21 protein-coding genes are annotated in these 20,050 nt (G+C 66.7%); 19 read left to right on the top strand and 2 right to left on the bottom strand.

What is annotated here, in order from left to right; all coding sequences use genetic code 11:
- The 9 genes from nuoK to WDM91_01800 all read left to right on the top strand — a co-directional run bounded on the left by nuoK (position 1) and on the right by WDM91_01800 (position 9,416).
- Positions 1-309, top strand: a complete 309-nt coding sequence (nuoK, locus tag WDM91_01760; protein MEI9993292.1) for an NADH-quinone oxidoreductase subunit NuoK — start codon at positions 1-3, stop codon at positions 307-309.
- Between the two features lie 3 nt (positions 310-312).
- Positions 313-2,340, top strand: coding sequence for an NADH-quinone oxidoreductase subunit L (gene nuoL / locus WDM91_01765; protein MEI9993293.1), 2,028 nt, complete (start codon positions 313-315; stop codon positions 2,338-2,340).
- Positions 2,337-3,854 (top strand): NADH-quinone oxidoreductase subunit M, encoded by a 1,518-nt coding sequence (locus tag WDM91_01770; protein ID MEI9993294.1) that lies wholly within the window; start codon positions 2,337-2,339, stop codon positions 3,852-3,854. The genes nuoL and WDM91_01770 overlap by 4 nt, the downstream gene beginning before the upstream one ends.
- Positions 3,851-5,287, top strand: a complete 1,437-nt coding sequence (nuoN, locus tag WDM91_01775) for an NADH-quinone oxidoreductase subunit NuoN (GenBank protein MEI9993295.1) — start codon at positions 3,851-3,853, stop codon at positions 5,285-5,287. The genes WDM91_01770 and nuoN overlap by 4 nt, the downstream gene beginning before the upstream one ends.
- Complete coding sequence (locus WDM91_01780; protein MEI9993296.1) at positions 5,284-6,027, top strand: biotin--[acetyl-CoA-carboxylase] ligase; 744 nt, start codon at positions 5,284-5,286, stop codon at positions 6,025-6,027. The genes nuoN and WDM91_01780 overlap by 4 nt, the downstream gene beginning before the upstream one ends.
- A 221-nt stretch (positions 6,028-6,248) precedes the next feature.
- Positions 6,249-7,037: a type III pantothenate kinase gene (locus tag WDM91_01785; GenBank protein ID MEI9993297.1), complete on the top strand. Its 789-nt coding sequence runs from the start codon at positions 6,249-6,251 to the stop codon at positions 7,035-7,037.
- Entirely contained in the window at positions 7,034-8,695 is a 1,662-nt protein-coding gene (locus tag WDM91_01790) for a ribonuclease J (protein ID MEI9993298.1), read from the top strand. The genes WDM91_01785 and WDM91_01790 overlap by 4 nt, the downstream gene beginning before the upstream one ends.
- A 92-nt stretch (positions 8,696-8,787) precedes the next feature.
- Positions 8,788-9,192: a methylmalonyl-CoA epimerase gene (gene mce, locus WDM91_01795; protein ID MEI9993299.1), complete on the top strand. Its 405-nt coding sequence runs from the start codon at positions 8,788-8,790 to the stop codon at positions 9,190-9,192.
- Positions 9,189-9,416, top strand: coding sequence for a DUF1467 family protein (locus tag WDM91_01800; GenBank protein MEI9993300.1), 228 nt, complete (start codon positions 9,189-9,191; stop codon positions 9,414-9,416). The genes mce and WDM91_01800 overlap by 4 nt, the downstream gene beginning before the upstream one ends.
- Before the next feature lie 101 nt (positions 9,417-9,517).
- Here the strand turns inward: WDM91_01800 and WDM91_01805 are convergent, their stop codons facing one another.
- Positions 9,518-10,807 carry an NCS2 family permease gene (locus WDM91_01805; protein MEI9993301.1) on the bottom strand — a complete coding sequence of 430 codons (1,290 nt, stop codon included), beginning with the start codon at positions 10,805-10,807 and terminating at the stop codon, positions 9,518-9,520.
- A 340-nt stretch (positions 10,808-11,147) separates the two neighbouring features.
- Here WDM91_01805 and WDM91_01810 point away from each other — a divergent pair, with 340 nt between their 5' ends.
- The 8 genes from WDM91_01810 to WDM91_01845 all read left to right on the top strand — a co-directional run bounded on the left by WDM91_01810 (position 11,148) and on the right by WDM91_01845 (position 18,198).
- A complete protein-coding gene (locus WDM91_01810) occupies positions 11,148-12,785 on the top strand; it encodes a hypothetical protein (protein MEI9993302.1) in 1,638 nt (545 codons plus the stop codon).
- 269 nt (positions 12,786-13,054) lie between these two features.
- On the top strand, positions 13,055-14,377 hold the full coding sequence (locus WDM91_01815) for a proline--tRNA ligase (protein MEI9993303.1): 1,323 nt from the start codon (positions 13,055-13,057) through the stop codon (positions 14,375-14,377).
- Positions 14,378-14,404: 27 nt separating this feature from the next.
- Positions 14,405-14,548 (top strand): hypothetical protein, encoded by a 144-nt coding sequence (locus tag WDM91_01820; protein MEI9993304.1) that lies wholly within the window; start codon positions 14,405-14,407, stop codon positions 14,546-14,548.
- 2 nt (positions 14,549-14,550) lie between these two features.
- A complete protein-coding gene (locus WDM91_01825; protein ID MEI9993305.1) occupies positions 14,551-14,703 on the top strand; it encodes a type II toxin-antitoxin system RelE/ParE family toxin in 153 nt (50 codons plus the stop codon).
- Complete coding sequence (locus WDM91_01830; GenBank protein MEI9993306.1) at positions 14,700-14,999, top strand: addiction module antidote protein; 300 nt, start codon at positions 14,700-14,702, stop codon at positions 14,997-14,999. The genes WDM91_01825 and WDM91_01830 overlap by 4 nt, the downstream gene beginning before the upstream one ends.
- A complete protein-coding gene (locus tag WDM91_01835; protein ID MEI9993307.1) occupies positions 14,999-16,381 on the top strand; it encodes a lipoprotein-releasing ABC transporter permease subunit in 1,383 nt (460 codons plus the stop codon). Before WDM91_01830 ends, WDM91_01835 begins: the two co-directional genes overlap by 1 nt.
- The gene (locus tag WDM91_01840; GenBank protein MEI9993308.1) at positions 16,374-17,078 is read left to right on the top strand and encodes an ABC transporter ATP-binding protein; all 705 of its coding nucleotides are present in this window, start codon (positions 16,374-16,376) and stop codon (positions 17,076-17,078) included. The genes WDM91_01835 and WDM91_01840 overlap by 8 nt, the downstream gene beginning before the upstream one ends.
- Before the next feature lie 214 nt (positions 17,079-17,292).
- Positions 17,293-18,198: a LysR family transcriptional regulator gene (locus WDM91_01845; GenBank protein MEI9993309.1), complete on the top strand. Its 906-nt coding sequence runs from the start codon at positions 17,293-17,295 to the stop codon at positions 18,196-18,198.
- A gap of 34 nt (positions 18,199-18,232) precedes the next feature.
- Here the strand turns inward: WDM91_01845 and WDM91_01850 are convergent, their stop codons facing one another.
- On the bottom strand, positions 18,233-18,709 hold the full coding sequence (locus WDM91_01850) for a type II toxin-antitoxin system HicB family antitoxin (protein ID MEI9993310.1): 477 nt from the start codon (positions 18,707-18,709) through the stop codon (positions 18,233-18,235).
- A 47-nt stretch (positions 18,710-18,756) separates the two neighbouring features.
- Here WDM91_01850 and WDM91_01855 point away from each other — a divergent pair, with 47 nt between their 5' ends.
- Both WDM91_01855 and WDM91_01860 read left to right on the top strand, forming a co-directional pair.
- The gene (locus WDM91_01855) at positions 18,757-19,680 is read left to right on the top strand and encodes a methyltransferase domain-containing protein (GenBank protein ID MEI9993311.1); all 924 of its coding nucleotides are present in this window, start codon (positions 18,757-18,759) and stop codon (positions 19,678-19,680) included.
- Between the two features lie 87 nt (positions 19,681-19,767).
- Positions 19,768-19,956, top strand: a complete 189-nt coding sequence (locus WDM91_01860; GenBank protein MEI9993312.1) for a hypothetical protein — start codon at positions 19,768-19,770, stop codon at positions 19,954-19,956.
- Positions 19,957-20,050 lie beyond the last annotated feature (94 nt).

Genomic DNA, 20,050 nt, shown 5'->3' on the forward strand with positions numbered 1-20,050 from the left:
ATGCAGATCGGATTGGCCAACTATCTCGTCGTCGCGGCGATCCTCTTCACCATCGGCGTGTTCGGCATCTTCCTGAACCGCAAGAACGTCATCGTCATCTTGATGTCGATCGAGCTCATCCTGCTCGGCGTCAACATCAACTTCGTGGCGTTTTCGTCCTTCCTCCACGACCTCGTGGGGCAGGTCTTCGCGCTCTTCATCCTGACCGTCGCGGCCGCGGAAGCCGCCATCGGCCTTGCCATCCTCGTCGTCTATTTCCGCAACCGCGGCACCATCGCCGTGGAAGACGTCAACCTGATGAAGGGCTGAGGCGTGTACGCAGCGATCGTCTTCCTCCCCATCATCGCCGCCGCCATCGCGGGGCTGCTCGGCCGCCTGATCGGCGCCCGCGCCTCGGAGCTCGTCACCACCGGCGCGCTGTTCGTCTCCGCCGCGCTCTCGGTCATCGCGTTCTACGACGTCACGATGCTGGGCCATTCCCACATCGTCCAGCTCGTGCCCTGGATCTATTCCGGCGACCTGAAGGTCGACTGGGCGATCCGGGTCGACGCCCTGACCGGCGTGATGCTGGTCGTGGTGACCGGCGTCTCCTCGCTCGTCCACCTCTATTCGATCGGCTACATGCACGAGGATCCGCACCGCCCGCGGTTCTTCGCCTATCTCTCCTTCTTCACCTTCGCGATGCTGATGCTCGTGACGGCGAACAATTTCGTCCAGATGTTCTTCGGCTGGGAGGGCGTCGGCGTCGCCTCCTACCTGCTGATCGGCTTCTGGTACAAGAAGCCCGAGGCCAATGCCGCCGCGATGAAGGCCTTCATCGTCAACCGGGTCGGCGATTTCGGCTTCGCGCTCGGCATCTTCGGCATCTTCTACATCTTCAAGAGCCTGGATTTCGACACCGTCTTCGCGGCGGCGCCGTCCATGGTCGGAAAGACCTTCCATTTCGGCAGCTGGGACGTCGACATCCTGACCACGCTCTGCCTGCTCCTCTTCGTCGGCGCGATGGGCAAGTCGGCGCAGCTCGGCCTGCACACCTGGCTGCCAGACGCGATGGAAGGCCCCACGCCGGTCTCGGCCCTCATTCATGCCGCTACCATGGTGACCGCCGGCGTCTTCCTGGTCTGCCGCTGCTCGCCGATGTTCGAGCACGCGCCGGCCGCGCTCGAATTCGTCACCTTCATCGGCGCCACCACCGCCTTCTTCGCCGCCTCGGTCGGTCTCTTCCAGAACGACATCAAGCGGGTGATCGCCTACTCGACCTGCTCGCAGCTCGGCTACATGTTCGTCGCGGCGGGCGTCAGCGCCTATGGCGGCGCGATGTTCCATCTCTTCACCCACGCCTTCTTCAAGGCGCTGCTGTTCCTCAGCGCCGGCGCGGTCATCCACGCGATGCATCACGAGCAGGACATGCGCAAGATGGGCGGCCTCGCCAAGGCGATCCCCTTCACCTGGGCGATGATGCTGATCGGCAACCTCGCGCTCACCGGTGTCGGCATCCCGAACCTGCATGTCGGCCTCGCCGGCTTCTACTCCAAGGACTCGATCATCGACGCCGCCTACAGCGCGCATACCGGCATCGGAACCTACGCCTTCCTCCTCACGCTGCTCGCCGCCGGCATGACCTCGTTCTATTCCTGGCGCCAGTTCCTCATGACCTTCCACGGCCGCTATCGCGGTCAGGACCATCAGGACCTCGCGCATGGCGATGCGCACGGTCACACCGATGACGAGAGCGACGATCACGCCGCGCATCACGCGCCCGCGCTGTCCGAGATTCACGAGGCGCCGCTGGTGATGCTGATCCCGCTCGGCGTGCTCGCGCTGGGCGCGGTGTTCGCCGGCATCGGCTTCGACCACTTCTTCATCGGCCACGACTCGGCCGGCTTCTGGCACGGTGCGCTGGCCGCGATCGCGGGCGACGGCCTCAAGCCGCAGGTCGAGGAATTCCCCGAATGGGTCGAGGTCGCGCCCTTCGTACTGACGCTCCTCGGCTTCGGCGTCGCTTATTATTATTACATCCTGCATCCCGACCTGCCGCGCCGGATGGCGGCCAAGCGCGGCATGCTCTACCTCTTCCTCTACAACAAATGGTATTTCGACGAGCTCTACGATTTCCTGTTCGTCCGCCCGGCGCAGCGCCTCGGCCGCTTCCTGTGGAAGCAGGGCGACGGCGCGGTGATCGACCGCTTCGGCCCCGACGGCGCCGCTTGGCTCACCGCCGCCTTCACCCGCGGCGCGGTGCGGCTGCAGACCGGTTACGTCTACCACTACGCCTTCGCCATGCTGATCGGCGTCGTCGCGCTCGCCACCTGGTTGCTGCTCTCGGGAGGCCTGCCGTGAGCCACATCCTGTCCATCATCACCTTCCTGCCGCTGCTCGGCTGCGCCGCGATCCTGCTGCTGGCGCGCGGTTCGCAGACGACGATCGCCAGCAATGCCCGCTGGATCGCGCTGGCCGTCACCGTGGTCGAATTCGTGCTGGCGCTCGTGCTCTGGGCCCGGTTCGACGGCCATTCCGCGGCCTTCCAATTCGTCGAGGAGGCGCCCTGGCTCGCCCAGGGCATCGGCTATCGCATGGGCGTCGACGGCATCTCGATGCTGTTCGTGGTGCTGACCTGCGGCCTGATGCCGTTCTGCATTCTCGCGAGCTGGGACTCGATCGAGGACCGCGTCGCCGAGTACATGATCGCGTTCCTCGCGCTCGAGACCATGATGATCGGCGTCTTCACCGCGCTCGACCTCGTGCTGTTCTACATCTTCTTCGAGGCCGGCCTGATCCCGATGTTCCTGATCATCGGCGTGTGGGGCGGCAAGCGCCGCGTCTATGCCAGCTTCAAGTTCTTCCTCTACACGCTGCTCGGCTCGGTGCTGATGCTGCTGGCGATCCTGGCGATGTACTACACCGCCGGCACCACCGACATCACGGTGCTGCTGCACTACCATTTCGACCCCAAGCTGCAGGTCTTCCTCTGGCTCGCCTTCTTCGCGAGCTTCGCGGTCAAGATGCCGATGTGGCCGGTCCACACCTGGCTGCCCGACGCGCATGTCGAGGCGCCGACCGCCGGCTCGGTCATCTTGGCCGGCATCTTGCTCAAGATGGGCGGCTACGGCTTCCTGCGCTTCTCGCTGCCGATGTTCGCGTCCGCCTCGGTCACCTTCGCGCCGCTGGTCTTCGTCCTCTCCATCGTCGCCATCATCTACACCTCGCTGGTGGCGCTGGCGCAGGAGGACATCAAGAAGCTCATCGCCTATTCCTCCGTCGCCCATATGGGCTTCGTCACCATGGGCATCTTCGCGCTCAACCAGCAGGGCATCGACGGCGGCATCTTCCAGATGCTGAGCCATGGCGTGGTTTCCGGCGCGCTCTTCCTCTGCGTCGGCGTGATCTACGACCGCATGCACACCCGCGAGATCGCGGCCTATGGCGGCCTCGTCAACCGCATGCCGATCTACGCCGCCTGCTTCATGGTCTTCACCCTCGCCAATGTCGGCCTCCCGGGCACCGGCGGCTTCGTCGGCGAGTTCCTGACCATGCTGGGCGCGTTCGTCGCCAACACCTGGGTCGCGATCTTCGCCGCCACCGGTGTGATCCTGTCGGCGGCCTACGCGCTCTATGTCTACCGCCGCGTCGTGTTCGGCGAGCTGGTCAAGCCGGCGCTGCAGACCATCAAGGACCTCAACGCGCGGGAGATCGCGATCCTTGCCCCGCTGGTGGTCGTCACCATCGCGATGGGCATCTACCCCAAGCCGGTGTTCGACGTGACGTCGGCCTCCGTCGCCAACCTGATCTCCGAGCACCAGACCGCGCTCGCCGTCGACCGCGCGCCGAAGCTTGCGGAAGGGACCGTGAAGTGAATCTCCACGCCGACCTGATTGTCCTCCTGCCCGAGCTGACGCTGGCCGTCGGCGCGATGATCCTGCTGATCGCGGGCGTCACCGCCGGCGATCGCGCCACCGGCTTGGTCTCCTGGGCGGCCATCGCGCTGATGGCGGTCGCCGGCTTGCTGGTTTTCCGCCAGGCCGAACCCGCCTCGGCCTTCGGCGGCGCCTTCGTGGTCGACGGCTTCGCCCGCTTCGCCAAGCTCCTGATCCTTGCCGGCTCGGCCCTCAGCGTCGTGATGGCGCGGGAGTTCTTCCGCTTGGAAGGGACCCAGCGCTTCGAGCTGCCGGTCCTCATGCTCCTGGCGACGCTGGGCATGCTGCTGATGGTCTCGGCCTCGAGCTTCATCGCGCTGTACATGGGTCTGGAGTTGCAGAGCCTGGCGCTCTATGTCCTGGCCGCCTTCAACCGCGACTCCCTGCGCTCCACCGAGGCGGGCCTGAAATATTTCGTCCTCGGCGCGCTCAGCTCGGGCATGCTGCTCTACGGCATCTCGCTGATCTACGGCTTCACCGGCACGACGGAGTTCGCCGCCATCGCCCACGCCACGGCCGGCGCCGGCTTCAATCTCGGCCTCGTCTTCGGCCTCGTCTTCCTGATCGCCGGTCTCGCCTTCAAGGTCGGCGCCGTGCCCTTCCATATGTGGACGCCGGACGTCTACGAGGGCTCGCCCACGCCGGTCACCGCCTTCTTCGTCACCGCCGCCAAGGTCGCCGCCTTCGCGCTCTTCATCCGTGCCGTGCTCGCGCCCTTCCACGCAGACATGCATCAATGGCAGCAGATCATCGTCGTCGTCTCGGTGCTCTCCACCGTGCTCGGCGCGGTCGCCGCGATCGGCCAGACCAACATCAAGCGCCTGCTGGCCTACAGCTCGATCGGCCATGTCGGCTATGCGCTGCTCGGGCTGGCGGCCGGCACCCAGCTCGGCATCCAGGGCATGCTGGTCTATCTCGCCTATTACCTCGCGACCAATCTCGGCATGTTCGCCTGCGTCTCCGCGATGCGGCGGGGCGGCCAGAGCGTGGAAGACATCCGCGAGCTTGCCGGTCTCTCGCGCACCAATCCCGCCTACGCCTTCGCCTTCGGCGCGCTGGTCTTCAGCCTCGCGGGCCTGCCGCCGCTGGCGGGCATCTTCGCCAAGATCTACGTCTTCGGCGCCGCGATCGACGCGCATCTCTACGTCCCGGCGATCATCAACATCGTCGCCAGCGTCGCGGGCGCGTTCTACTACCTGCGCATCATCCAGATCATGTATTTCGACGAGCCCAAGCCGGCCTTCGACCACCACACCGGCGGCGGCACCGCGGCGATCATGTGGGGCACCAGCGCGATCTCGATGTTCTTCGTCTTCGTGCCGGCGCCGCTCATCGCCATCGCAGGGCAGGCGGCGCGCGCGCTCTTCCCGTGACCGCCTGGCCGCGCGGATACTCGCTTAAGACGTTCGACGTCATCGACTCGACGAACGAAGAGGCCAAGCGCCTTGCGGTCGCCGGTGAGCCCGGGCCCATCTGGATCAGCGCGGCGCGCCAGACCGCGGGCAAGGGCCGCCGCGGCCGCTCCTGGGATTCGCCGACCGGCAATCTCGCCGCGACGCTGATGCTGCGGCCCGGCAAGTCCGCCGGCGAATGCGCCCAGCTTTCCTTTGCGGCAGCCATCGCCGCCTGCGACATGCTTCAGCATTTCGCCCCCGGCACGTCGATGCGCGTGAAATGGCCCAATGACGTACTCGCCGGCGGGCAGAAGATCTGCGGCATCCTCCTCGAATCCGCATCCCAGGGCGGTGAGGCGCCGGCCTTTCTCGCCATCGGCATCGGCGCCAATCTCGCGAGCCATCCGGAAGGTCTCGAATACGCCGCGACGTCGCTCAAGGCCCTGGGCGCGACGGTTCCCGCAGCCGACGACGCGCTGCTTCACCTCGCCGCCAACTTCGCCAGATGGTATGACGCCTGGGCGGCGAACGGTTTCGCCGCGCTGCGCGATGCCTGGCTGGTCCGCGCGGCAGGGCTCGGCACGCGCATCCGCGCACGGCTCGCGACGGAGGAGACGACAGGCGTGTTCGAAGGCATCGACGACACCGGCGCCCTGATCCTGCGCGAAAGCGCCGGCGTGACGCGCCGCATCTCGGCGGGAGAGGTGTTTTTCCAGTGAGGACGGTTGCTTCCCAAACACCGGTTGTCATCCCCGGCGCGCTTGCGCGCGGAGCGAGGGAAGGGGACCCAGCCGCCTCCACCTGTTCGTCTATATACGGCTACACACCGTCGCTTCCCATCTCAGGCATTGAGCTTGGCGGACCCACCTGGGTCCCCTTCCCTCGGATCGCTGGCGCGATCCTCGCCGGGGATGACAACTGTGTGATGGGAGCGCGATAGATGCTCCTCGCCATCGACGCCGGCAACACCAACATCGTCTTCGCCGTCCATGACGGCACGGAGACCCGCGCCGAATGGCGCTCGGTCACCGAGACCACCAAGACCGCCGACGAATACGCCGTCCTGCTCGGCCAGCTGCTGCAGCTCCAGGGCCTTTCCTTCGCCGACATCGACAGCGCGATCATCGCCACCGTCGTGCCCGCCGCGCTGTTCGACCTGCGCCGCCTCTGCCGCAAATACCTCAAATGCGAGCCGCTCGTGGTCGGCGATCCCGACGTCGATCTGGGCATCGCGGTGCATGCCGAGGGCGCCGGCGCCGACCGCCTGGTCAACACCGTCGCGGCGCATGAGCGCTACAAGGGCGCGTTGATCGTCGTCGATTTCGGCACCGCCACGACCTTCGACGTGGTGTCGGAGGCCGGCGACTACGAAGGCGGCGTGATTGCGCCGGGCGCCAACGTCTCGGCCGAGGCGCTGCACAGCGCCGCCGCCATGCTGCCGCGCGTCGCGGTGACCCGCACCCAGAACGTGATCGGCAAGGCGACGGTGCCCGCGATGCAGTCCGGTCTCTACTGGGGCTATATCGGCCTGATCGAAGGACTGGTCGCGCGCATCAAGGAGGAGTATGGCAAGCCGATGACCGTGATCGGCACCGGCGGCCTCGCCAACCTGTTCTACAAGCAGACCAGCATCATCGACCATCTCGATCCGGATCTCACCATCCGCGGCCTCGTCCAGATCCACGCCCGCAATGCCGAGCGCGCCAAGGCGAAGCCGGCGACGGAATGACGGCACCTTCGCGGCACGACGAACTGGTCTTCCTTCCCCTCGGCGGCTCCGGCGAGATCGGGATGAATTTCAACGCCTATGGCTACGGCCCGCCCGACGACCGCAAATGGATCGTCGTCGATTGCGGCGTGCTGTTCGGGCGCGAGACCACGACGCCCGGCGTCGACCTCATCATGCCCGACATCCGTTATCTTGCGGAACGCCGCGCGGACGTGCTGGGCATCATCGCGACCCACGCGCATGAGGATCACATCGGCGCCATCCCGCATCTGTGGCCGATGCTCAAATGTCCGGTCTATGCCACGCCGTTCACCGCCATCCTGATCGAGGGCAAGCTCGAAGAGGCCGGCCTGTCCGGCAAGCTGCATCCCAGGCGCATCCCGCTCTCCGGCGGCATCGACCTTGGGCCGTTCCGCATCGACCTGATGTCGATCACCCATTCGATCCTCGAGCCCAACGCGCTCGCGATCCGCACGCCCTTGGGCATCATCGTCCACACCGGCGACTGGAAGCTCGATCCCGATCCGCTGCTCGGTGCCGTGACCGACTCCGCCGCGCTCAAGCGGCTGGGCGACGAGGGCGTCCTCGCCACGGTCTGCGATTCCACCAACGCGCTGGTGCCCGGCGAGTCCGGCTCCGAGGGCAAGGTGCGCGAGAGCCTCACCGCCCTGATCGGCACCCTCAAGAACCGCGTCGCGGTGACGTCCTTCGCCTCCAATGTCGCGCGCCTCGAGACCATCGCCAAGGCGGCGCAGCAGAACGGCCGCAAGGTCGCGCTGGTCGGCCGCGCCATGCACAAGATCACCAATGCGGCGCGCGAGGCCGGCTATCTGGGCGGCTTCCCGGGCCTGATCGACGAGGAGGAGGCCGCCCAGCTTCCCCCGAACCGGGTGCTCTATCTCGTCACCGGCAGCCAGGGCGAGGCGCGCGCCGCGCTGTCCCGCATCGCCGACAACAACCATCCGAATGTCAGCCTGGGCAAGGGCGACGCGGTGATCTTCTCGTCGCGCGTCATTCCCGGCAACGAGATCGGCATCTTCGAGATGCAGAACAAGCTCGCCGGCCTCGGCGTCGAGCTGCTCACCTCGGAAGACCATTTCGTCCATGTCTCCGGTCACCCTTGCCGCGACGAGTTGGCCGAGATGTACCGTTGGACAAGGCCGCAGATCGCGGTGCCCGTGCATGGCGAGCTGCGCCATCAGATGGCGCATGCCAAGCTGGCGCGCTCGCTCCAGGTGCCGCAGGCCATCGTGCCGACCAACGGCCAGCTCATCCGTCTCGCCCCCGGCCGCGCCGCCGTGATCGACGAAGTCCCGGCCGGCCGCGTCCACAAGGACGGCAGCGTGCTGATCGAGGAGGGTGCCGGCCTTTCGCGCCATCGCCGCGCCCTGGGCTTCGCCGGCGTGATCGCGATCGCCATCGTGCTCGACGGCAAGGGCCGCCCCGCGGCCGACCCCGCGGTGATCATCGAGGGCATCCCCGAGCCCATCCACGACGCGATCCGCGATGCGCTGGACGAGCCGCTCAAGCGCCACAACCCCAAGCGCGACGGCGACGGCTATCTCCTGAAGGAAAGTTTACGCCGCGCCGCCCGCCGCGCCGCAGAAAACGCCTGGGGCAAGAAGCCGGTGACCCGGGTGGAAGTGATCCAGCTTTGATTTCACCTCCCCCTTGCGGGGAGGTGAAAGAGCGCTTTGCCCAGCCGTCGCCACGCCTTAAACTCCGCCCCAGCACTATCCGGGAGTCCCACATGATCGGCCGCCTCAACCACGTCGCCATTGCGACCAGCGACATCAAGAAGGCTGCCGCCGTCTATCGCGACGTCCTGGGCGGCAAGGTCTCCGGTGAAGTGGCGCAGCCCGACCATGGCGTGACCACCGTGTTCGTCGATCTCGGCAACACCAAGATCGAGCTTCTGGAGCCGCTGGGAGACAACTCCCCCATCGCGAACTTCCTGAAGAAGAACCCGAACGGCGGCATGCATCACGTCTGCTACGAGGTCGAGGACATCTACGCCGCGCGCGACAAGATGAAGGCGGAAGGCGCCACCATCACCGGCACGGGCGAGCCGCGGATCGGCGCCCATGGCAAGCCGGTGCTCTTCCTGCATCCCAAGGATTTCGTGGGCACGCTGGTCGAGCTCGAGCAGGCGTGATCGCGTTCATCCACAACGTCGTCCTGTTCGGATCCTTCCCGGTCTTCTGGTTCTTGAGCCTGTTCTGCCTCCTGCCCATCGGGCTGGGCGGCGGCCACGATCCCGAGACCGGCGCGCCGCTGGCCCCGCGCCTGGGCCTCAAGGCGCTGATCGCCACCGGCATCGCGGCGGCGCTGTGGCTGATCTTCTACGCGCTGATCGCATCCAAGGTCTTCGATCTCTGAAGCCTGAGCGATTGGGATCGCCAATATCCGTCATTCCCCGGACAGAACAACAAGCCGGGCGATGACGGCGTTGGTGCAATTCAGTCAAATTCCGCCGTCCGCTATGTCAGCGCGATCTTTACCGCGAAGGCCGCGGCGATGATCGCCACCGCCGCGTTCACGTCCCGTCGGCGTCCGGCCACGACCTTGATCGCGACGAAGGCGATGAAGCCGATCCCGATGCCGCCGGCGATCGAATAGGTGAACGGGATCGCCAGCGCCGTGACGAGCGCCGGCGCCGCCTCCGTCACATCGTCCCAGTCGATGTCCTTGAGCCCCCGCGCCATCAGCGCCGCGACGAATACCAGCGCCGGGGCCGTCGCGAAGGCCGGCACCACGCCGGCCAGCGGCGACAGGAACAGGCTCGCCAGGAACAGCACGCCGACCACCGCCGCGGTCAGCCCCGTGCGCCCGCCGGCCTGCACGCCCGCCGCGCTCTCGATATAGGCCGTCACGGGCGACGTCCCGAGCAGCGCCCCGATCATGGTGCCGACCGCGTCGCCCAGCAGCGCCCGCCGCGCATTCTTCAGCCGTCCGTCGGGCTCCAGCAGCCCCGCCTGCTGCGCCACCGCGGTCAGCGTCCCGGAGGTGTCGAGCATGTCGACCAGCAGGAAGGCGAACACCGCGACCGCGATCGCGCCGCCCGGCGCGCCGTCGAAGCGGAACTGGGCGAAGGTCGGCGCCAGCGAGGGCGGCAGCGCCAGCACGCCGCCGAAGGGCGTCAGGTGCAGCAGCACCGCCGCGACCGTCGCCGCGACGATGGCGATCAGCACCGCGCCGATCACATGGCGCGCCGCCAGCGCCAGCATCAGCACGAACGCGCCCGCCGCGATCAGCACTTTGGGGTCCGTCAGCATGCCCTGCTGGATCAGCGTCGCCGGACTGTCGACCGTGATCCCGGCATTCTCGAACCCGATCAGCGCGAGGAAGAATCCGATCCCCGCTGCGATGGAGAGCTTCAGGCTCTTGGGCAGGGCATTGATCAGATATTCGCGGGCCGGCGTCACCGACACGACCACGAACAGCACGCCCGAAAGGAACACGCAGCCCAGCGCCAGCCGCCAGTCGCCGCCGAAGGCGGGCACCACGCTGAACGCGAAATAGGCGTTCAGCCCCATCCCGGGCGCCAGCGCCACCGGCAGGTTGGCGTACAGCCCCATGATCAGCGTCGCCGCCGCCGAGGCCAGGCAGGTCGCCAGGAACACCGCATGCGGGTCCATGCCCGTGGTCCCCAGGACCCTGGGATTCACGAACATGATGTAGGCCATGGTCAGGAAGGTCGTGACTCCAGCCACGATCTCGCGCCGTACCGTCGTGCCATGCGCCTGAAGGGCGAAGAACCGGTCGAACATGAGGCCACCCCGCGACTCGCAGGCGCCATCCTTGCCGGTTGTCCTGAAAATGGGAAAGGCCGGTTTCCCGGCCTTTCAACCCGCCTGTGAGCGGTTCGTCTCCCCGAACTTGGCCGCTCTTATGGCGCCGCGTCCTATTTATGGGCGAGGTTCATACTGCAATTCCACAAGACTGTCACGAAATATCTGACCAGATCGCTGGAAGTTGGCGCAAGAACCTTTCGCACTGCAACATAAATTCCGCAGGGGCTCGCAGGCGCGTTCACGCTGCCGCGCTCCTTGCCTTGACTCACGCGCTATCCGCCGGGAGCGTGCCGGGCAGGTCATGGGTTGGCGGTTCATGCGTGGGTTTTTCTGGGCGGCGATGGCCGTGTGTCTGAGCCTCGCGGGCGCACAAGCCGCGGGCGGTACCTGGCGCATCACCAGGGACCATTGGACCCAGGCCGACGAAGACGGTTTCGGCAAATTCGTCGCCGCGCTGGGCGCCTCCAATTGCAGCTCCTCGCAAAGCTGCCTGCGCGATCCGGCGAACCCCTATCGCGGCACCGATCAGCATTTCGTCGACATCGACGTCGATTGCGCCAAGCTGCCCTATCTGCTGCGCGGCTACTACGCGTGGAAGAACGGCCTGCCCATGGGCTATGTCGACGGCGTGAGCGGGGAGGGCGGCGACCTGCGCTACACCAAGTCGGCCAACCGCGCGACCTCGCGCCGCGATCTCGTCGACCATGGCGGCGGCATCGATGCGCCGGAGGCGCTGCGCGGCATGCTGGGCACCGTGTTCTCCGGCACCTACCGCACCGATGCGAGCGAGCATCGCGGCGTGCTCTCCGATTTCTATTCGCCCGCGCTGCAGCCAGGGTCGATCCATCCCGGCTCGCTGGTCTACGACATCAACGGCCATGTCGGGATCGTCTGGAAGGTCGATGCCGACGGCCGCATCTACTACATGGACGCCCATCCCGACTACACGATCACCCGCAGCGTCTATGGCGCGCAGTTCGGCCAGAGCCCGGCGCGGCTGGGCGGCGGCCTCAAGAACTGGCGCCCGTTCACGCTCGTCGGCGCGCACAAGGATGGCAAGGGCAATTTGCTGGGCGGCCATCTGGCCTATGCCGAGAACGACCAGCTCGCGGACTTCTCGCTGGTCCAGTACAGCGGCACCGAGCCCAATCCGAAGCTGGACATCAAGAAGGCGCGCTATGTCTACAACGGCGCGGAACTGGGCTTCTACGAATATGTCCGCGTCGCGGTGAGCGGCGGGCGCATGGACTTCAATCCCGTCTATGAGCTCAAGGCGACGATGAAGACGCTGTGCAACGACCTGGGCGACCGCGCGCAATATGTCGACCTCGACATCAAGGACGGCATCTCGGTGAAGCCGCATCCCGAGCGCCTGCCGGACAACATCTACGGCTCCGAGAACCTGGAATGGGAGACTTACTCCACGCCCTCGCGCGACGCCCGCATCAAGGCGGCGTTCGTGCAGTTCTACAAGGACATGGACGAGATGATCGGTCTGTGGGTCAAGCGCGATCCACGCATCGTCTATGACGGCAATTTCCTCAAGGACGACCTGCAGCGCGCCTATGCGCAGCAGAGCCAGGCCTGCACCATCACCTATCTGAACTCGGCGCATCGCCCGGTGCCGATGACCTTCGACGACATGATGCGCCGGCTCTTCACGATCTCCTTCGATCCCTATCACTGCGTCGAGCTGCGCTGGGGCGCCGAGGGGGACGAGCGCGCGAGCTGCACCGACGGCAAGGCCAAGCTGCGCTGGTACGAGGCCGAGCAGCGCCTGCGCAACCAGCCCGACCGCACCTACGACCTGCAGATGGGTTTCAACATCGACGAGTTGAACCGTCATGTGAAGGGCAGCGGCATCGACCACCCGCCGCCGGTCGACCTCAAGGCGCTGATCGACACCATGCCCGAACGCATCGGCTTCGGCGGCATGACGCCGGTGGGACGGTAAGTCCACACGGTTGTCATCCCCGGCGAGCGCTGCGCGCATGGCGCGCGGCGCGAGGGAAGGGGACCCAGGCGTCAAAGTCCAGGCGGTCTGACAGAACAGGTGCTGAGCCTTCTCGTCGCGATCTCGCCTGAAAGAACCGCCTGGGTCCCCTTCCCGAACTTCACGCTGCGCGCGAAGTTCGCCGGGGATGACAGCGGTGTTTGACATTGCTCAAATCCCCCCGACCCCGTAAACATCAACTGATTCAAAGGTTTTCCGAAGGTCCACCCATGCGCGTCTCCCGCTATTTCCTGCCCCTCCTCAGGGAGACCCCGTCCGAGGCCCAGATCGTCAGCCATCGGCTGATGCTGCGCGCCGGCCTGGTCCGCCAGGAGGCCGCCGGCATCTATGCCTGGCTGCCGCTCGGCTTCCGCGTGTTGCAGAAGATCGAGCAGATCGTGCGCGAGGAGATGGACCGCGCCGGCGCGATCGAGATCCTGATGCCGACGCTGCAGCCCGCCGAGCTGTGGAAGGAGACCGGGCGCTACGACGCCTATGGCCCCGAGATGCTGCGCATCAAGGACCGCCACGACCGCGAGATGCTCTACGGCCCGACCAACGAGGACATGGTGACGGAGATCTTCCGCGCCTATGTGAAGTCCTACAAGGCGCTGCCGCTCAACCTCTATCACACCCAGTGGAAATTCCGCGACGAGGTCCGCCCGCGCTTCGGCGTGATGCGCGGCCGCGAATTCCTCATGAAGGACGCTTACTCGTTCGACATCGACAAGGAGGCGGCGCGCCGCTCCTACAACAGGATGTACGTCGCCTATCTGCGCGCCTTCTCGCGCATGGGCATCAAGACCATCCCGATGCGCGCCGAGACCGGCCCGATCGGCGGCGATCTTTCCCATGAGTTCATCATGCTGGCCGAGACCGGCGAGAGCCAGGTCTTCTGCCACAAGGACCTGCTCGACATGCCGATCCCGCCCGCGGACGTCGATTTCGACTCCGACCTCGAGCCCATCGTGCGCCAGCGCACCAGCCTCTACGCCGCCACCTCCGACGTGCACGAGCAGGCGCGTTTCGAGGCCGAGGTGCCCGAGGACAAGCGCTTGTCCACCCGCGGCATCGAGGTCGGCCAGATCTTCTATTTCGGCACCAAATATTCGGTGCCGATGAAGGCCACCGTCACCGGCCCCGACGGCAAGGACGTGCCGATCGAAGGCGGCTCCTACGGCATCGGCGTCTCGCGCCTGGTCGGCGCCATCATCGAGGCCAGCCATGACGACGCCGGCATCATCTGGCCGGAAAGCATCGCGCCCTTCGACATCGCGCTGATCAACCTCAAAAGCGGCGACGCCAAGGTCGATGCTGCGTGTGAGGACCTCTACGCCAAGCTGAAGGCCGCCGGCAAAGACGTCCTCTACGACGACCGCGACGACCGCCCCGGCGCCAAATTCGCCTCCATGGATCTGATCGGCCTTCCCTGGCAGGTCACCATCGGCCCCCGCGGCCTGGAGAAGGGCCTCGCCGAGGTGAAGAACCGCGCCACCGGCACCAAGGAAGAGATCCCGCTCGACGCGGTGGTGGCGCGGTTCGCGAAAGGTTGACTGCTTGTATCCTGTAGGATACATATGTTGAAGATCGAACAGACCACGGTCTTTCAGCGCTGGCTGACGGGTTTACGCGACAGAAATGCCCGCGCGCGTATCGATATGCGGGTAAAGCGTTTGGCGACGGGCAATCCGGCGATACGCGCTTTGTGGGAAGCGGCGTCTTAGAGATGAAGATCGACTACGGTCCTGGATATCGCCTCTACTATACGAGAGCAGGAAAAGAGATTCTGCTGCTTCTCGCCGGCGGCGACAAGCGGACACAGGCTCGCGATATCGAGACGGCCATCTCGCTTGCACAGGAGAGGCGTGCGGAACCATGACCGGCAAACGCAAAACCAAACTCAAGACTCTTCCATGGGACATGGCCGATCACATCAAGACCGAAAAGGACGTGGTCGCTTATATCGACGCGGCGCTGGAGGAGGGCGATCCGGCGTTCGTTGCCGCCGTCCTGGGCGATATTGCACGCTCGAAGGGGATGGCGAAAATCGCAAAGAAGGCAGGACTTGGCCGGGAAAGCCTCTACAAGTCGCTTTCGAAAGAGGGCAAGCCGCAATGGGAAACGATCTTTAAGGTCATCCACGCGCTGGGTTACCGGCTGAAGCTCGCCGCCTGATGTCCGATCCCGATCTTTCCGACCGCATCTCCCGCATCGCAGGCGCCGGCAGCGCCGCGGCCGAAGGCTTGCCGCCTTTCGCCGAGGCCCCGCCCACCGCGAGTCCTTCGACCAGGCCGCCGCCCGCCGCCACGCGCCCCTTCGCAGGCTTCGAATGGATGATCGCGCTGCGCTATCTGCGCGCCCGGCGGACGGAGAGCTTCGTCTCCGTCATCTCCGGCTTCTCGCTCGTCGGCATCGCGCTGGGCGTCGCGACGCTGATCATCGTGATGTCGGTGATGAACGGCTTCCGCCACGAGCTCCTCGCCCGCATCCTCGGCCTGCAGGGCCATGTCTTGGTGCAGGGCGCGGGCGGCGCGCTGCCGGATTTCGACGCCGTCGCCGGACGCGTCCGCGCCGTGCCCGGCGTCACGCGCGTCGCGCCGATCGTCGACGGCCAGGCGCTGGCCTCGGGCGGCGGCACATCGCCGGGCGTCATGGTGCGCGGCATGCGCGCAGGCGACCTCAAGCAGCTCACCACCGTCTCGAACACGCTCACGCCGGATGCGCTGGCGATGTTCCATGGCGGCGACAGCGTCATCATCGGCGCCCGCCTCGCCGGCAAGCTCGGCATCGGACCCGGCGGCGAGATCACGCTCATCGCGCCCCGGGGGAACGTCACGCCCTTCGGCGTCACGCCGCGCATCAAGACCTACACCGTCGCCGGCACCTTCAACATCGGCTTCACCGAATACGATTCATCCTACATCTTCATGCCGCTGGACGAGGCCCAGCTCTACTTCAACATGGGCGATTCCGTCACCGGGCTCGAGGTCATGGTCGCCGATCCCGACGCGGTCACGCAGATCATCGGGCCGATCGACCGGGCCGCCGGCCCCGCCACCCGCGCCCTGAGCTGGCAGACCATCAGCTCCAGCCTGTTCGACGCGCTGCAGATCGAGCGCAACGTGATGTTCCTGATCCTCACCCTCATCATCCTGGTCGCGGCGCTGAACATCGTCTCGGGCCTCATCATGCTGGTGAAGGACAAGTCGGGCGACATCGCGATCCTGCGCACCATGGGGGCGACGCGCGGCGCGGTGATGCGCGTCTTCGTGATCGCCGGCGCCAGCATCGGCGTCGTCGGCACGCTGCTCGGCCTGATCCTCGGCGTCGTGTTCTGCGCCAATATCGAATCGCTGCGCCAATTCCTCTCCCATGTCACCGGCACCAACCTGTTCGATCCCACGATCTACTTCCTCAGCCGCATGCCGGCCGAGATGGACATGGGCGAGGTCGTCGCCGTGGTGCTGATGGCGCTGGGCCTGACCTTCCTCGCGACGCTCTATCCCTCCTGGCGCGCCGCCCGGCTCGATCCGGTGGAGGCGCTGCGCTATGAGTGAGGCGCTGCGTCTCGAAAAGGTCACCCGCACCTACGCGCAGGGCACCGCCATGCTCGAAGTCTTCCGCGGCATCGACATGACGCTGCGCGAGGGCGAGCTGGTCGCGCTGGTCGGCCCGTCGGGCGCCGGCAAGTCGTCGCTGCTCCATATGGCCGGCCTGCTCGAGGCGCCCACCGGCGGCGAGGTCTTCATACAGGGCGTCGCCGCCTCGACGCTGCCCGATGCCGAGCGCACCCGCATCCGCCGCGACACGATCGGCTTCGTCTACCAGGCCCATCACCTGCTGCCCGAATTCAGCGCGTTGGAGAACGTCGTGATGCCGCAGCGCATCGCGGGCCGGCCGCGCGAGGCGGCCGAGCGCGACGCGACGCATATCCTCACCCATCTGGGCCTCGGCGCCCGTCTCACCCATCGCCCGTCGCAGCTCTCCGGCGGCGAGCAGCAGCGCGTCGCCATCGCCCGCGCCCTGGCCAACCGGCCGCGCATCCTCCTTGCCGACGAGCCCACCGGCAATCTCGACACCCGCACCTCGGGCGGCGTGTTCGAGGCGCTGGTCGATCTCGTCCGCTCCGAGGGGCTCGCCGCCCTGGTCGCGACCCACAATCTGGAGCTCGCCGCCCGCATGGACCGCGCCCTGGTGCTGCACGAAGGCCGCCTCCTCGACGCCGGCAAGCTCGGCGCCAAGGCGCGGGTGTGATCGCCAAATTGTCATCCCCGGCTGAGCGATGCGGAGCATCGCGAAGGGACCCCGTAGCGACAGCGTACGGGACCCGGGTCGAAAACACCGTGCCGGTCTCTACCGCCTGGGTCCCCTTCCCCTCACGCCGCTGCGCGGCGCTCGGCCGGGGATGACAATCGAAAGTTGAACGCACGCTCGTCGGCCTGCCGAAATCATGTCATTAATACCCCTCATGGCCGATATCGATCTCAACAATATCCGGCGCCTCGACGGCGGCCTCCTGCTCGTCTTCCGCGGCTTGCTGCGCCGCCGCCGGACCACCGTCGTGGCCCGCGAGCTCGGCCTGTCGCAATCGGCGGTCAGCCACGCGCTCACCCGCCTGCGCGATATCTTCGACGATCCGCTCTTCATCCGCCGTCCGCATGGCCTCGAGCCCACCCGCCGCGCCCTCGAGCTCAGCCCGCGCATCGACGCGCTGATCGATCTGGCGGGCGCGACCCTGGAGCGCGGCGACGCCTTCGATCCGGCCCGCAGCGAGCGCCGCTTCTCGCTCGCCGCGCCGGAATTCGTGACCGCTTTGCTGGGCGGCAAGCTCGTGACGGCGTTCCGCAAGCAGGCGCCGCGCGCTTCGTTCTACGTCCATTTCCTCTCCCGCCGTTCGCCGCTCGACGCAGTGCGCCGCGGCGAGATCGACGTCGCGCTCGGCCACTACCCCACCGTTGCGCCCGGCCTCGTCTCCGAGCTCCTGTTCGAGGATCGCTATTGCGTCGTCGCCCGCCGCGGCCATCCGGCGATCAAGGGCCGGATCAGCCACCCCGTCTGGCTCAAGACCGGCCATGTCTTCGCCGACGCGCCGTTGGAGCGGGGTATCGAAGAGGAAACCTCGCAGGTCGACGATATCGCCTATGTCGCCATCGTGCAGCGCTGGCTGACCGCGCTGGTGATGGTCGCCGCCAGCGATGCCATCGCGACCTGTCCGCTGCGTCTTGCGCAAAGCCAGGCCAAGGTCCTGGATCTCCAGGTGATCTCCGCCCCCTTCCTGCAGGACCGCATTCCGGTCTACGCCGTGCGCCGCACCGAAGGCGTCGACCCTGGCGCCGACTGGTTCCTCGACCAGATCCGCCGGGCGGCGGCGTAGGCCGGGCGATGCGCCGTGTTTTGTGCGTGCCGGATCAACGCTTCGGCTTGTCCGGTCCCACCACCGCCGTGCGCAGCGAACGCGCCAGCGCCGCGCCGGCCCGGTGCATCCCCGGCAGCAGCGGCGCGCCCAGCACCACGCTCAGCGCGAAGCCGAAGAAGCTCGACCGGCTCATCCCCAGCTCCGCCGCCCGCGCATCGGCGCGCCCGATCAGCCGCTTGGGCAGATAGACGTTCACCCGCTCCGACGGGTCCGGCGGCGCGATGCTCACCATCACGAAGGCGAGGAAGCCCTTGGGCCGTGCGACGTTCTCGATCGGTGTCGCGGGCGGCAGCGGCTTGTCCTGCTCGGCGAGGCTTTCGACGGCGACCGCCACGGCCTCCTGTGCCTTCTCGACCGCCTCGTCCTGGGTCCGGCCGACCGCGACACAGTCCGGGAAGTCGGGGAACCACACCGCGAAGGTCTTTTTCTCCGCCCGCTCCAGGACGGCGGGATACAGCGTGCTGGCCATCTGGCGCTCCCATTGGGTGTGTGATATGACACACTAACAATACGTGTGTGAATACGCACAACGATAGGCCGCGGCATCGCGGTTGGGAAGATGGATATGGAACGCGAAGCTGCGCTGGCGGTCGTGCGCGCCGCTTATGCCAAGCAGATCCTCGCCGTGGTCGAGGTCCGCGACCGGTCCTCGAGGCCGCCTATGCTGCGGTCCGGCGGGAGGATTTCCTCGGCCCCGGTCCCTGGCCGGCCCTCCGCTTCGGGCGCGGCTACCGCGACACGCCGTCGGACGATCCGGTCTATCTCTACACCGACGACCTGTTCGGCATCGTTCCGGCGCGCCGGCTCAACAACGGCCAGCCCTCGCTGCACGCCTGGCTCCTGTCCAAGGCGGCACCGCGGCCCGGCGAACATCTCGTCCATGTCGGCACCGGCCTCGGCTATTACACCGCGATCATGGCGCAGATGGTGGGGCGCGGCGGCCGCGTCACCGGCATCGAGTTCGATCCCGACCTCGCGGCGCGCGCCCGGGCCAATTTCGCCGCCTGGCCGAATGTGGAGATCCTCACGGGCGATGGTGCCGCGATGCCCTTCGCGCCGGCCGATGTGATCTACGTCAATGCGGGCGCCGCCGCGCCGGCCCGCCTCTGGCTCGACGGCTTGAACCTGGGCGGCCGGCTCGTCCTGCCGCTCACGACGGCCGAGAATTTCCGCTCCGAAACGGCCGATCCGGCCAAGATGGCGAGCCGCGGCGCGGTCTTCCTGATCGCACGGCACGCGGCTGGCTATAGCGCGAAATGGATTTCGCCGGTCGCGATCTTCCCCTGTGCCGGCGACCGGGACGGGGACGCGGAGCGGAGCCTCGCGGCCGCGCTGGCCGGGGGCGGAGTCCTGAACGTGGCGCGTCTCGACCGCACGCCGCACGCACCCGCCGAGACCTGCTGGCTGCACGGCGACGGCTGGTGCCTCGCCGCCGCCTGATCAGGCCGGCCGTGCCGCGCATGCCCGTCCATGCCTTTGATGGAACAAACGAAACCGGCCTTCTGTGGATAAGTTGTTCTTATAGCCATGCCGAATCGCATTCGATCCCGTTTTGTTCTTGACATTGCTGGAACACAAGGAGAACATCATGCCTCGATGCGGGAGATGGCGATCATGTGGTTCAAGGATGCGGCGGCGGGCTTAAGCCTGGTGGTGTTTGTGGCCTCGGCCTATCTGCTGGTTCCCGTGGCGCAGACGCTCCTCGCGGCGGTTTAGCCTTGCAGAGCTGTGGATGGCATGGGCCGATGGCGCTCTGCCTCATGCGCCTCTGATACTGATCCGTCGGCAACGACAGCGAATCGAGACGGCA

This window comes from Rhizomicrobium sp. (genome assembly GCA_037200385.1).
Taxonomy (GTDB): domain Bacteria; phylum Pseudomonadota; class Alphaproteobacteria; order Micropepsales; family Micropepsaceae; genus Rhizomicrobium.

Coding starts and splice junctions, on each gene's coding strand:
- nuoK (MEI9993292.1), top strand. CDS start 1: ATGCAGATCGGATTGGCCAACTATCTCGTCGTCGCGGCGATCCTCTTC.
- WDM91_01785 (MEI9993297.1), top strand. CDS start 6,249: ATGCTCCTCGCCATCGACGCCGGCAACACCAACATCGTCTTCGCCGTC.
- WDM91_01790 (MEI9993298.1), top strand. CDS start 7,034: ATGACGGCACCTTCGCGGCACGACGAACTGGTCTTCCTTCCCCTCGGC.
- mce (MEI9993299.1), top strand. CDS start 8,788: ATGATCGGCCGCCTCAACCACGTCGCCATTGCGACCAGCGACATCAAG.
- WDM91_01805 (MEI9993301.1), bottom strand. CDS start 10,807: ATGTTCGACCGGTTCTTCGCCCTTCAGGCGCATGGCACGACGGTACGG.
- WDM91_01810 (MEI9993302.1), top strand. CDS start 11,148: ATGCGTGGGTTTTTCTGGGCGGCGATGGCCGTGTGTCTGAGCCTCGCG.
- WDM91_01815 (MEI9993303.1), top strand. CDS start 13,055: ATGCGCGTCTCCCGCTATTTCCTGCCCCTCCTCAGGGAGACCCCGTCC.
- WDM91_01825 (MEI9993305.1), top strand. CDS start 14,551: ATGAAGATCGACTACGGTCCTGGATATCGCCTCTACTATACGAGAGCA.
- WDM91_01830 (MEI9993306.1), top strand. CDS start 14,700: ATGACCGGCAAACGCAAAACCAAACTCAAGACTCTTCCATGGGACATG.
- WDM91_01835 (MEI9993307.1), top strand. CDS start 14,999: ATGTCCGATCCCGATCTTTCCGACCGCATCTCCCGCATCGCAGGCGCC.
- WDM91_01840 (MEI9993308.1), top strand. CDS start 16,374: ATGAGTGAGGCGCTGCGTCTCGAAAAGGTCACCCGCACCTACGCGCAG.
- WDM91_01845 (MEI9993309.1), top strand. CDS start 17,293: ATGGCCGATATCGATCTCAACAATATCCGGCGCCTCGACGGCGGCCTC.
- WDM91_01850 (MEI9993310.1), bottom strand. CDS start 18,709: ATGGCCAGCACGCTGTATCCCGCCGTCCTGGAGCGGGCGGAGAAAAAG.
- WDM91_01860 (MEI9993312.1), top strand. CDS start 19,768: ATGCCGAATCGCATTCGATCCCGTTTTGTTCTTGACATTGCTGGAACA.